Consider the following 12,177-nt stretch of genomic DNA (forward strand, 5'->3'; position numbering starts at 1 on the left):
CTTCCTGATTCCATGCCGGCGCGAGCCGAGCTGGGCTCAGATCGTGCCATCCTGATTGAATGTGAATGTCTGCCGGTCTGATCCATCGCGCCCGCTATAGGTGATCGTGCACAGATAAGTGCCCGGCGCCTTGGCCTGCAGTTCGACTGTCACGGGCTGGGTCTGATCGACACCGGCTTCAAGGCCGAGCTGGCTTATAATCAGTCCCCGCGTCTCGACCTCGGCGATAGGCATACCGATACGGGCAAGCAGGCCAGCCCCATAATCGACATGCCAGAGATAGGCACCGGGGTTTGTACACAGTCGGCGCAGGATGGATTGTCGTGTTAGCAGATCTCCCGACGCCTCGCGCAGGCTGCCAGCAGGATCACAAAACAGATCCTCGCCAAACACGTGATAAAAATCGCTCATCCGACAGGCTTTCCCGTCATCCCGTTGGCATAGTGGTGCACATGGGCGTCGAGACTATGCAGATCTGTTCGCACATCACCGCCCAAAACAGAAAGGTTACCCCCCGAAATCCGTACACCCGCACCGGATATCTCCAGTCCATTTTCTCCCAGACTCATCTGCACTGTGCCGGCACGCAACACGATGGATGATTGCCCGATGATACAGCGCAAGTTCCCTGCACCGAATGAGACACCCTCGCGCTGGATATGAAACCAGCCCCCTTCCCCGGACTGGCCCTGCCCCTCTTCAGAGGGGGCACCGCAACCTGTACGCACAAGCAATTCCCCGGGCTGCGCCACCTTGCCTGTCTGGGGTGAAATCGCGGGACCAGCCACCACGTCGAAGAGTACCGATGTGATGACGAAGTTTTCGCCATCCCCCTCAATCGGCATCAGCAGAACATGAGTGCCGATCGCGCAGGGACATGACAAACGCAGGTCGCCAACTTGTGTCAGCGCCGCATCGGGCAGCCAGCCCGTTTCAGTATCATCAGGCTGCAGACGTACCTTCACCGCATGACTGGAGGGGTCTACCGCGCAAACGATCCCATGCACCGCATGGGTTACACGCATCTGATGGGCTGCTGCCCATACCGGATTATCCATCATAACCCCTCAGAAAATACGGTCCCGAAGCGTGACTTCCTGCCGATATCCCTGGGAGAGATCGAAAAAATGATCGACCGCATCCACCGCCAGTGTCCTTGGTCGATCTATCATCTCTCCTCCCAGCTTCATGAAATGACGCGGCTCAAGCCCCGCAATGGCTGGCAATGAGAGCCTGGCTTCACAGGCATGAGAGACGATCCGACGGTGCTTCCCCTGCGCCAATCGCCTGATATCGTCCATGCGCAGACCAGGCCCCCGAAACGTATAAAGCGCTGCACCCGATGCAGGGGGCTCTGTGGAAAATTCCTGCCCATCATAAAAAATTTCGCTTCTCGCGCGCTGGCGCGAATCCCATGAGCGCACACCGACCGATACCGCCCCACTCAGACCGAAATCATAACGAAAATGCTGCATCGTCATGCCGTCCGGTTCAAAGATCTGACCACTATCGGCACCTGATGGACGGTTGATAATAATTGCTCGTCCACGGGCCTGACATTCATAGCCGTGATCACGCGCCAACGAAAAAGCCAGATCGAAAGCCGTCTGATAGCGATGCTGCGCACTGGCCGACAAACGTCTGTGCTCCAGCTGCCAGAACTGCCCGCAATAATAATCACCAGCGATATCGTTCCCGTTCAGGTCGCTCTGGAACTCCAGTCCGGCAGCCTGCGCTGCCTGCTGGACAATCTCGATAGCTGTCTGATTATTCCATGAGCGTGTGAGACGCGTATCCAGCAAAAAACAGAGATAGTCTCGACACTCCAGACGAAACGATACCGGATCATTCTCTCGCGTTATGGCGTCCAGTGCCCCGTGAAACACGCTACGCCATCCAGCCTCGCCCGCAAGGCGATCAATCACCTGTAAATCTATATCCGGCCTGTCAAAACCACTTCGCCCGGTGAGGTGGGAAAACAGGGCAGATCCATCCTGTGCGGCGATAACGATGTGCGCCGTGTCGCACCGTTCATATCGCGTGCATTGCAGTCGGAAACCGCAAACATGCACACCCTCTGGGCTCGTTCCATCGAGAAGAAGTCGAACTTGCCAGCTTCGGATCCTGCCCGTCATACCTCTGGCAACCCTCCCGTCTGTCCAACTGACGCCTCATCCGGCAGCAGGATCTGCACCGGCACCTCAAAGCCGGACAGATCCGGGTCGCTCATCCCGTTGCACGCGGCAATCCGCCACCATTGCAAGGCATCACCAAAATAACGGACCGCCAGATGGAAAAGAGACACATCGTCGCACGTGACCTGTATCTTCATCGCAATTCTCCCGCTTCATATTCATGACGGGTCGAAACCCAACGCCATGATTTCAACCGGCCAGAGTGCGCAGTGCCCGGTTCGCGTAACTACCGGCCTCGACGCCCAGAACAGACGCCCCGGCATTTTGTGAAAGCAGGGACAGAGCACCCGCGCTATTCACTGCGCCAGCTTCCATCGCCGCTCCAGCGTCCTGCGTAACTTGTCCCAGTTCACGAGCGGCAACGGAAAGAGGCGCCATCACCGAAACTGCCGCCGTTGGCACCCGCGATACAGACATGGCCGTCTGCCAAAGCGCGCTTGCCTTACCCAGAGCAGCCTGCGCACGCGCCACCCCACCACCTGCGCCCAGAACCTGCGCAACCGGCATGATTTGACCCGTCAGTGAGGTCAGCATGGTCGTACCAACCCATCCAGCCTCCGACATCTCCCCCAGCAGGCCCGCTATCATGCTCAAACCGCTACCCAGATCAGCCCCCGCTATTTCCCCCATGCTCAGGGAAATAGCGGGCGGCAAAGCCTCGCGCTCCAGCACAAGCCTGTAAGGACAAATCGTGCCCCGCGCCTGATACGACCAGGTAAATTCGGCAATCCAGACCCTGGCCGATAAATCCGCAACCGAGAAGGAAAGCGCTCGTGAAGCCTCACGCATGGCCTCAACCCGTCTCGCCCGCAGAGTCGCCAGGGGACCGACAAAGCGACCGGTCAAAACCAGTCGCGCGGGATCATTCCCGACAGCATCGATAACACGCCCGCCACCGAGAAGCCGATGGATCACCAGCAGTTGCCGGCCACCCATCACAAGCTCGTCCGGGACTTCCGCCCCACTGAGGATCAGATCACCCAGCACGACCGGTGCTGACCTGTCGATCAGGCCTATCGCCCCGAGGGCATTTTCCATCTCGAGAAGCGACACACCCATGCGTAACCCTCCTACATCAGCCCGATACTCATATTCGGATATTGAGGCGTGGCGATCTCATCAATCATCGCGCCGTAACTCCGCATGGATAGCGCGCGGGACATACTGGTCAGTATCGGCAGATATTGCCTATCACGCTGAGAGGATCGTTCGGCGGCGGCCCACCCCTCCTCATGCTGCAAATGCCCGGTTCGTCCAGCCCCGTTTCCAACAGAACTCCCCTTCGCACCCGGCAAGGAAAAGGGCGGCAAGACTGCCAGATCCCCGTCCCCAGAAACCGGTAGTCGCATTGCGGAAATACCGCGCTCCCGCAGTCCTGAGGGCAAGCGAATGACAGGGTGAGGCAGTTGCCGCGCCACAGCACCAAAGCTCGAGCCTTTCGGCCCGGTCCCTGATGCCGGAGATAACGGCATAACGCCGACAATTCGCCTGACATGCGCCCGCAGGCCTACCCCGGCATAACCTGTCAAACCGCCCCTGTCTGTGGACACAGAGGGCGTTTCCCGCGCACCCATACGCTGCAAATGCCCATACGATATCGAGCCAGATCGGCGTCGCAACGTAGTATCAGAAAACTCGACAGACTTCGTTGCCGCATCTGAATACCTGAAGGACGAAATATCAGAACGGACCGGCATAACAGATGAGAGAACAACACCCCTTCCAGCTTCCGACATGGCCGGGTGACCAATCAAGGGTTTGAAAGGACCCAACAGATGAGCCCCCGCAATGGCGGAAACGTCCAGCCCTCGCGATCTCCGCGCATCCGATACCTGCGATACCCCCGTGTTTCTCGCTCTGGTGGATAAGGACAGCACAGAACGCGACACTGTTCCCGCAGAAAAAAAAGCCGGAGCGCCGCTATCGCGTAATTGGCTCGACCGGGCCGAGAGGGCCTTGCGCCGCAGCGGCACAAACGAGTGGCTTCCCCCCGAACGTCTCAGCACCGAGAGCCATACATCCCCAACCTTGCCCCTAAATCCAGGCATATGAAACTGCATGATTTTTCCTCAGCGTCATCAGGCTCGGTCTTGCCGGTATGAGCACGCCTCCCAGTCAAACTGGAATCCGTCCATTTCTGCCATGACAATGCAGGCGGCCACACGTCTGGCCCGTGTCCACCCCATGACGACCGACCACGGCACCCCGTTTTTCACGAGATAAAGCGTCTCACGAAAAACAGGGTGCCGCGTCAGTTTTTTGCTGGCGCCATAACGGCGTCATTTTCTTGCACCGCCCCGTCATAGACAGATTGCAATGCTGCAAGCCCATCATTGCCAATCCTGCGCGCCAGATCCTTGATCTCGTCCTTGGTCTGGGGCATCTGCACCGGCACACCATCAACGGCGCGAACCGAACAGATCATCTGTGCATAGGCCAGCCAGGGTGATGCCGAAGGTCCGGACACAGCGCTCCCCGCCGCCTCGATCAGATCAAGCATGTCGCCCGGATCGAGTTCGCAAAGGCTGAGCTTGCGTCCCGAACCGAATTCCAGTGTCTCAGGCAACATACTCAAGATATCTTGCTCCTCAGCGAGGCATAGAATTGCACATGCTGGTGAATCATTCCCTCCGCCTGCCAGCGATCCGTCTTCAAGGACAGCGATACACCGCTATATTCCCAGGTGCTGGTCGTGCCGTCCGGCTCACGGATATACTGGTAAAGCGTTCCGCTCCCGATACTACCAGCATTCCAGAAAGCGGCCTCGATCGCTGCCACCAGACTATCGAGATTGGCATTGGCTCTGGCAATCGTGAAAATCCCGCGCCAGCCGCTGGGTGTATTGAATTCAACCGGCAGTCCATTCAGCGGCGTGGCCCGCTGAATGATCGTATGTTGCTCTGACTGGAACCCGGTCACATCACGCAAATCAATGCGTGAACCGTTCCAAAGCAGCGTGATCCTGCAATCCCGCCCGATACTATAGGGGTTCGCCATCAATCACACACTCCCGCTGGCAGTGCTGACGCTTACCGAAGCGCCTCCCTGCAGGTTGATGATGAATTTTTCATTGATGCCCTGGTACTGCACCTGCACATCAGCCTGCACATATCCCGTCGCAATGCGCTCAGTGGGATTATTCGTCGCATCGCAGATCACCGCGTAAGGCAATCTGCCTCCTGTCACACCGAGGATGTTCTGCGACAGCAGGCCCGAGAGAAAGCCAAGAAGCGAGGCACGAATATTACCAAACAGTGTATCGTTGATCACACTGCCAACATACTGCCCCATCGTCCCCTGAAGCGCGCGCGCTAGGTAGTTTGTCAGGCGGGTATAGGCATCGCTCTGAATCGCCACATTCTGCGAAGTGTTATGGCCTGCCCGTATCGACCAGTATTGCCCACCCGGTGACGGGTTGCAGATGACGTCAATCCCGTTCTCGATCAGCAGCCCAAGCTCGGCCAGCGTATAACCAAAGCGCGTCGCCTCAAGACCATTTTTCTGGCTTCCCACAATCCCTGTCAGGGGCTTGTTCAGTCCCGACTGCTCCGGCGAAAGCGCAGCCAGCTTTGCCGCTGCAAAGAGCGCAGGGCTGACAAGCTGCAACCCAAGCGTGTCGTCATTCCACCACAGCCAGTCGCCATGCATGTATTTCAGTGCGTGAGACGATAGCCCGAGTGCCATTCTCGTCTGGACGGCCTGCGCCAACGTCTCGCTTTTCGGGCCCGATACAACTGCGTATAGCCCTTGATCCTGGCCAAAGCCCAGCATCGGCACCATAAGGGAGGTGTCCCCGACACCCGCGCAGGTGACAACCGAACACCCCTGACTGGTCAGGGCATAAAGCCCGGTTCTGGTATCCGACGCGCCAACAAAACGTCCCGGACCCGGCTCCGCACCGTCACCGCCACCACCAAGCTGCACAACGCCCGGATCGCCAATCGCCGTCTCGGCCGACAGGTCGATCTGCACGAGCGCACGGGGGTCGGCAGCAAGCGCCGTCTGCAACGCAGTCCAGTCCCCGCCTGTATAGGATGAAACCCCCAGTTCCTCATGAGCAACCGTCAGGACAAACATCCCGTCACGATAGCTCTGCTTTGTCAGGGTAGCTGAAATCCCGTTGCCAGCCGACCCCGTATAACATGCCGTGATACGCGCATTGCCAAGGGTGCCGCGCGCCGGCGTATCTGTTCCATCAGTTACACGCACCAGGCAAAACTGGTTCGCACCCTGATGCACGGCAATATCCACCGCCACATTCAGGTTGGACGCCCAGCCCCTTTTGCCGGCGAAGATCTCACGACATTGCGCAACACTTCCGACAATCGTCGGTACGTCCTTCGGCCCCCATGACGCGCTCCCCACGAGGCCAAGCAACCCGGATGAGATTCCCGCGATAACAAGCGTCTCGGGCTGGGCTATCTGGATATAGAGATCAGGCACAGAGAGCGCAGCCGTATTCAGCGTGCCACTCTGTATGAGTTGTGGCATGAACATTCCTTCCTGTTTTTTTGAATACCGTCTTGCGGGAGGCAAGCGATCCGACGCAGTCCTGGCCGCAAGGCAGACACTGCAAAGCCGAAAGTCCGGGAAAAATAATCCTCGGGTCAGCCACATCCATCAAAGGACGACGTCTTGATCACTGTCCCATCCGGCCTCAACCGCCAGCCGCGATAGGCAATCGGCATGTCTTCCAAAGCTGCCAGCGCATCCAGGCTGCCCACAGGCGTTTCACCGCGCGAAAGATCGGGCGGCACATCGAAGGGGAATTGCGTCCCCCCTGCCTGCATCCATCCCCCGCCCGCGAGCATTCGGGGTGACCAGACAGACGCATGATCATCCCAGATCGCTCGGAGCAGCACATCCCGACGGAACAGGTTCTGGGTCTGCATCGCATCCCGGTCTTCTTCACCCTCGAAAACGAGCTGGGCAGCTGTCCCATCAGGCAAAGCCAACCAGTCATCAGGTAGAAGGCGTTCTGTAAGAAGCCTGCCCAGTGCCTCACATGTGCACTCGCTATCCGTCCAGATCGACACCCGGAAAAGCTGGCTCTGCCGCCGCGTCAAACGCCTGGAACGGGCATACCCGCTCACCCCACCTTCAAGAGCCCCCGAAGAGACACGCAGTGTGCCTGCCTCGACGTCACATCCAGTCATTTCTGCGGCGAGCGCCTGCACGATATCCTGCGCCGAATCCCGATCCTGAACGACATATCGGGCAGAAATATCCGAGCCGTCATTTCTGGACCATCGCAGCGATACCACCCCCGGCGCGGCGCGGCCGGCGATACGTGCAATCGTCGCGACACGCCCCCGCACATCCAGGGTCACATCAGGCGGTAGATAGAAACTTTCAGCCCAGACATCACCCAAAGGGACAGGCAAGCGTTCATAGCGACCCGAAACCAGCGTTATCGTTACGTAGCTGACCGCCTCCCTGAGCGAAGGTGAGGCAAACAGATCCGAGGGCATCAAAGCCCCGGCCCGGAATATCAACCGTCCCTGAGCCAGGCCGGTCGAAGGCTCTGCCACAAGCGCGAAACGCGCGGCGCAGCATAGAGCAAGCCCACGCGCGACAAGAAAAGCACCTGCCATGATCAGACCTGCTGCATGGATAAAAGCGCGCGGGTTCCGTTCTGCGACAGCTCGACGGTATCGACCAGATAACACGCGCCCTTCTCGTCCAGGACCTGCATATAGGGCTTCAAACAGAAACCCGGCATGACCGGCAAATGCAGCATATAGCTTCCTGACCGCAAGGCACCCGGCATACCGCTATGCCGATCCTCGCCCTTCCCAGTCATCCACAGACTGGCCGGACAATGATCGACCAGCAGACCCTCTGCTCCACGCATCCCCATGACCGATATTTCGCGGTTGCACGCGACAAAGAGTGCTGGCCTGCACGGTTCCATTTCAGCAACGAAATAAAACCGTTCACCCAGCGCGATATAATCACCAATAGCCAGATCCCGCGCATCGCTCAGCCCGAGAGTCATGACCTGACCCCATCCCTTCGGCTTGCGCATACGAAATCCCGCATCGACATCAAGGCACAGATAAGCGGCTCCTACCGCATGACCCAACGGCGTAAGCGGGTCAGTAACCCGATATTGGCGTCCCATGCGCCCGATGCGGCGTGCAACCTGCGCGAACCCGGATGACACACGCTTCTGAAGCATTTGCATGGTTCATCTCCCGAATTCTCTGAGGTGTTCTGCTGCGGTGACGCGCGCTGTCACAGGGCGATCAGAGCATGGTCCTGCATATCGGGGCCCGGTGCCACACCCAGAAAGCCGCACACCCTGCGCCGCCACCAATCAAGCAATCTGACGCGCTCGGATAATTCACGCGTATTACGCGTCCATACCGAGGCCACCTGCGTATCCAGTGTATCGGAGGCACGAGAAATCGCCCGCTCCATTTGCAGCAGTGTCGCCAGAAAATAGCGCATGCGTCGGCGCTCGGAGGGCGCAAGCGTGTTCAATCGGAACTCCAGAGTTCCTGCACTTTGAAAAAACCGCCAGGAACTCTCTCCCGACCCGACATCACCAAGGGCTGCATACCCGCAGAAGCGGCGGATTTCGGTTTTTTCTTCATCGGTGAGTTGGTCACCGGATGGCGGTACGCCGCCACACGACATATCATCCTCCATCACACCGCTCCCGTCTGAAAGTCCGGCCGGAGGCTGACCGATCGACATGGCAAGACCTCCCCTGCTCATCAGCGAGCGTCCGTGCCGAGACTCTCGATCACCACACCGCGCTTGAGATAGGCATTGGTCGCTGTCGGGATGATGGAGGCATCGGCCGTCACATCTGTCGGCAAGGCAAAACCACCAATCCAGTACCATGACTGCGCGATAATCTGTTTCAGACGATCCAGCGGCTCACGGGTGACCATCGCCACACCGTCCACAATGTCGACAAGCGCCCGCTCGGCATCGGGGATATCCGAATGACCCACACAGGCGCAGTCCCCCTCTACCAGAGCCCCCTGCCCCAGAAGCAACGCGCGATGAATTGGCCCGCCACCCAGTGAGGCCTGCTGCGGCGCTTCGGTCGTCGGCACAAAACGCACACCCAGCAATTCAATTACCTGCCCGGACCGGTACTCCTCAGACCCATAAGCGCCGCGATAGAGATACTTGAAATCGGCATCCCTGAAGAGCGAAAGCAACTGCAAATCATCAAGATAGCAATTATACGCGCCATCAATCATGGGCACGTTGTTACGTCGCAACGAAGCGACACCAGCCAGCACGTTCTGGATCCCGAGCGTATCACCGTCGGCCCTTTTAAGATCTGCCGTTGTGGCCTTGCCGTTAGGCCGCAGCACCAGCGGGGCAGTCGATGCAACAACCGCCATACCTGCCGTGGCATCCGCCACAGTTGCCGAGGTGGCAAGCTGTAACTGCCCGGAGATACCACCAGGCGCCGTCGAGACATTCACAGCGTCCGGAACGGCGCCGGCAACCGTGTAGACCCCGCTGCCAATGGTCACCGTCATGCCTGCACTTGCTCCGACAGGCCGCACAAGACCGGATACGATGACAAACTGGAAGCCGCGAATATCATCGACCGAAACCGTCGTGGTTTTCGCCGTCGCCGTTGTCGTCACACGCGTATTACCGCCCAGATAACCACCGACACCGCCAGAAACGCCGCCAAACAGTGCGTTACGAGCCAACCGGTCCAGCGACTGCATAGCCTGCATGCCATTTGTCTGCGCATTGGCCAGAAACTGCGAGGCAATGCCAACACCGGTCGTGACCATGTTCAGATCAATCGTATCGCCATACTGATTGATACTGAGAGTGTATTGCTCGACCGACCAGCCACTCGGTGACAGCCCGTTGTCGAAATTCGTATTACCCGAAGGCAGGAGTGGCGTCGTTACCGGTGATTTGAGGCTCTTGCGTGTTTTCGTCAGCGTCTCACCAATTGCATTGGGAAAAACCTCACGATCCGCAATTGCTCGAAATCCAGGGCGGGAATGAAGCCCCGTCTCGAACTCACGCGCCAGAAAACCCTGCTGAATGGCAGCACGAAGCTGCTCGGGAAAATTCTCGATACCCATATCTCTACTCACCCCAGACCCGTATTTCAGATAATTCCAGCAAGAAACTGCCGCTTGCGCAGGGCATAATCATGCGCGGGCAATTGGCGCGCATCCTGTCCCTGGGCTGGTGCCGGCTTCGGCACGATCCCGGCGCTTTCCTGCGCTTCGCCCGATAAACGCTGTCCCGTTTCCCGAAAAAGAAAGTGGCGCACCTCGCGTGCATCGCGCAGCGCCTTTTCAACGCCCTGCGGCGCCCCTTCTTCAGACCAGGTTATGGCAGAGCGATCGACATGCGCAGCAACCAGATCAGGGTCATAGGCCCCGAGCCGCGCAGCTTCAGCGCGCAGCGCCCCGGCAAGCACAGTATCGCGTGCGGCTGCCTTTACTCTGGCCAGTTCCTCCTGATGCGCCTGAACAAGGGAATCACGTTCAGCAGCAAGTTCAGCAAGAGAGAGACGAAGCGCATCGACATCATCCACCATGTCCATTTCCCCCTACAGGGTTTGTTTGGGCCGCCTCTGCAGCCCTGATTTCCGTCCACTCGGCAGCCGGGTCAGCAATGCCGGCAGCACTGGCATACAGCCGGGCCGCTGTTTCACGGCTCAGCAATCCCCCCGACTGCGCCGCACAAAGCCCCTGCGCGAGCGGCAGCAATTCCGATTCATCAGCAGTGAACCAGGCTGGCCAATGCAGCGAGAGTCCCTCCGCATCGAGATTCCGATAGGTTTTCGTCCCGATCTGTATCCCTTCGGGCATGACCGACGAGAGATGACAGAGCAGGCGATACAGTGGCAGCACACCACCCTCGCCATAGGCACCACGCAAACGATCAGCCATCCAGATCAGGGGCTGACACATCAGCTCCATGGCGCGGCCGGATTGTGGAGCTCCAAGACGGTCGCCGTGCATACGGTTACCGTGCAACTGCTCCAACACCAGCTGACGCAATTCACGGTAATGCGCCAGAACCGCACCGGCAGCAGCGCCATTGATTTCCAGCAGCTTGGCATCGCCTTCAGGCGGCAGGGTCAGGGCGGAGGCCGCCCCTCCCTGTCGTGCCATGCCCTCAGGTATGTCGGGCGTCTTGAGCACGAGCGTCGGATCGGAGCCGTATTTCAGTCCCCGCCCGGCTTGCGAAAGCAGATAATCGGCTTCGATGACCGTATCGATCGCCTTCTCGAAGCTACATTCCCCCTCAGTCTCGGCAGCGCCCCCACCAAAATTTCGGATCCACACAATCGGCACCACACCAAAACCGTGCTGATGCGACCGCTCTTCATCAAGTGGCGCATCCCCCTCCTGATCGACGGGATGGGGCACAAAAACCCGCACGCAATCACGGTCCCAGCATCGGTGCCACCAGAAGCGCATGGCCGCACGTTCAGGCGCGATGGCATAACCACTCAGCCGCAATGCCTGCCCGGTCACGACATAGCGCTCCGTCACACGCAGCAAGGCGCCTGCACGACCCCATTCAGGCGTCAGATAAGCTGTTTCCAGCACACGAGGCGTCGGTCTGGAGCCCACAAGCTCGATCCAAAGCGCCACCGACCCAACCGAGCCACGTATTGCTGCCTGCGTCATGAGTGACGCCAGACCAGCCTCACAGGCAAAACGGTTCAGGGCATCCGCCGTCTCCTTTTCACTTGAGACAGCAAGCGGCCAATGCGTATGGCCAAATAAAAGCGAGACCGCTTCATCAACCACAGTCCTGCACAGATTGGTCCGTACAGAGGGTCTCCGCTGGGAGAGGGGGATATATTCCCCCGCCACATTACGCTCCGTCGCAAAAGGATAGGGCAGAACATCATACTGCGTTCCATCCAGAACCCTTTGCAGGGCCAAAAGCCGCAGTGTCCTCGGAGAAAAACCCGGAGGAGAGGCATATCGTCCCTGAAGCGCCACCCAATCCATGTAACCTC

The 12,177-nt window shown here is 58.7% G+C and carries 14 protein-coding genes; all 14 read right to left on the reverse strand.

Features of this window, described 5'->3' with window-relative positions; translation table 11 throughout:
* Positions 1-36 precede the first annotated feature (36 nt).
* Positions 37-411: a hypothetical protein gene (locus P5689_RS06120; RefSeq protein WP_023979328.1), complete on the reverse strand. Its 375-nt coding sequence runs from the start codon at positions 409-411 to the stop codon at positions 37-39.
* Positions 408-1,061, reverse strand: a complete 654-nt coding sequence (locus tag P5689_RS06125; protein WP_023979327.1) for a baseplate assembly protein — start codon at positions 1,059-1,061, stop codon at positions 408-410. Before P5689_RS06125 ends, P5689_RS06120 begins: the two co-directional genes overlap by 4 nt.
* 6 nt (positions 1,062-1,067) lie before the next feature.
* Positions 1,068-1,925: a hypothetical protein gene (locus P5689_RS06130; protein ID WP_023979326.1), complete on the reverse strand. Its 858-nt coding sequence runs from the start codon at positions 1,923-1,925 to the stop codon at positions 1,068-1,070.
* A gap of 206 nt (positions 1,926-2,131) precedes the next feature.
* Entirely contained in the window at positions 2,132-2,332 is a 201-nt protein-coding gene (locus tag P5689_RS06135; RefSeq protein ID WP_035440173.1) for a hypothetical protein, read from the reverse strand.
* A gap of 52 nt (positions 2,333-2,384) precedes the next feature.
* Positions 2,385-3,254, reverse strand: coding sequence for a hypothetical protein (locus tag P5689_RS06140; protein ID WP_023979324.1), 870 nt, complete (start codon positions 3,252-3,254; stop codon positions 2,385-2,387).
* Between the two features lie 1,192 nt (positions 3,255-4,446).
* Complete coding sequence (locus P5689_RS06145; protein WP_023979322.1) at positions 4,447-4,764, reverse strand: hypothetical protein; 318 nt, start codon at positions 4,762-4,764, stop codon at positions 4,447-4,449.
* Positions 4,765-4,766: 2 nt separating this feature from the next.
* Entirely contained in the window at positions 4,767-5,192 is a 426-nt protein-coding gene (locus P5689_RS06150) for a hypothetical protein (protein WP_023979321.1), read from the reverse strand.
* Between the two features lie 3 nt (positions 5,193-5,195).
* Complete coding sequence (locus tag P5689_RS06155; protein WP_285532491.1) at positions 5,196-6,686, reverse strand: phage tail protein; 1,491 nt, start codon at positions 6,684-6,686, stop codon at positions 5,196-5,198.
* A 116-nt stretch (positions 6,687-6,802) separates the two neighbouring features.
* Positions 6,803-7,789: a hypothetical protein gene (locus P5689_RS06160; RefSeq protein WP_035444413.1), complete on the reverse strand. Its 987-nt coding sequence runs from the start codon at positions 7,787-7,789 to the stop codon at positions 6,803-6,805.
* A 2-nt stretch (positions 7,790-7,791) separates the two neighbouring features.
* Complete coding sequence (locus P5689_RS06165) at positions 7,792-8,382, reverse strand: hypothetical protein (RefSeq protein WP_285532492.1); 591 nt, start codon at positions 8,380-8,382, stop codon at positions 7,792-7,794.
* A 50-nt stretch (positions 8,383-8,432) separates the two neighbouring features.
* Positions 8,433-8,918 carry a hypothetical protein gene (locus P5689_RS06170; RefSeq protein ID WP_023979317.1) on the reverse strand — a complete coding sequence of 162 codons (486 nt, stop codon included), beginning with the start codon at positions 8,916-8,918 and terminating at the stop codon, positions 8,433-8,435.
* Positions 8,918-10,273 (reverse strand): hypothetical protein, encoded by a 1,356-nt coding sequence (locus tag P5689_RS06175; RefSeq protein WP_035444411.1) that lies wholly within the window; start codon positions 10,271-10,273, stop codon positions 8,918-8,920. Before P5689_RS06175 ends, P5689_RS06170 begins: the two co-directional genes overlap by 1 nt.
* Positions 10,274-10,299: 26 nt before the next feature.
* On the reverse strand, positions 10,300-10,737 hold the full coding sequence (locus P5689_RS06180; protein WP_023979316.1) for a hypothetical protein: 438 nt from the start codon (positions 10,735-10,737) through the stop codon (positions 10,300-10,302).
* Positions 10,727-12,100 (reverse strand): phage portal protein, encoded by a 1,374-nt coding sequence (locus P5689_RS06185; protein ID WP_235075488.1) that lies wholly within the window; start codon positions 12,098-12,100, stop codon positions 10,727-10,729. Before P5689_RS06185 ends, P5689_RS06180 begins: the two co-directional genes overlap by 11 nt.
* Between the last annotated feature and the right edge of the window lie 77 nt (positions 12,101-12,177).

It is taken from the genome of Asaia sp. HumB, from assembly GCF_030263835.1.
Lineage (GTDB): Bacteria > Pseudomonadota > Alphaproteobacteria > Acetobacterales > Acetobacteraceae > Asaia > Asaia bogorensis.

Bases quoted from the DNA above. Each gene is read 5' to 3' on its own strand.
- P5689_RS06120 (WP_023979328.1), bottom strand. From the start codon at position 411: ATGAGCGATTTTTATCACGTGTTTGGCGAGGATCTGTTTTGTGATCCT.
- P5689_RS06125 (WP_023979327.1), bottom strand. From the start codon at position 1,061: ATGATGGATAATCCGGTATGGGCAGCAGCCCATCAGATGCGTGTAACC.
- P5689_RS06135 (WP_035440173.1), bottom strand. From the start codon at position 2,332: ATGAAGATACAGGTCACGTGCGACGATGTGTCTCTTTTCCATCTGGCG.
- P5689_RS06140 (WP_023979324.1), bottom strand. From the start codon at position 3,254: ATGGGTGTGTCGCTTCTCGAGATGGAAAATGCCCTCGGGGCGATAGGC.
- P5689_RS06145 (WP_023979322.1), bottom strand. From the start codon at position 4,764: ATGTTGCCTGAGACACTGGAATTCGGTTCGGGACGCAAGCTCAGCCTT.
- P5689_RS06150 (WP_023979321.1), bottom strand. From the start codon at position 5,192: ATGGCGAACCCCTATAGTATCGGGCGGGATTGCAGGATCACGCTGCTT.
- P5689_RS06155 (WP_285532491.1), bottom strand. From the start codon at position 6,686: ATGCCACAACTCATACAGAGTGGCACGCTGAATACGGCTGCGCTCTCT.
- P5689_RS06160 (WP_035444413.1), bottom strand. From the start codon at position 7,789: ATGGCAGGTGCTTTTCTTGTCGCGCGTGGGCTTGCTCTATGCTGCGCC.
- P5689_RS06165 (WP_285532492.1), bottom strand. From the start codon at position 8,382: ATGCAAATGCTTCAGAAGCGTGTGTCATCCGGGTTCGCGCAGGTTGCA.
- P5689_RS06170 (WP_023979317.1), bottom strand. From the start codon at position 8,918: ATGAGCAGGGGAGGTCTTGCCATGTCGATCGGTCAGCCTCCGGCCGGA.
- P5689_RS06175 (WP_035444411.1), bottom strand. From the start codon at position 10,273: ATGGGTATCGAGAATTTTCCCGAGCAGCTTCGTGCTGCCATTCAGCAG.
- P5689_RS06180 (WP_023979316.1), bottom strand. From the start codon at position 10,737: ATGGTGGATGATGTCGATGCGCTTCGTCTCTCTCTTGCTGAACTTGCT.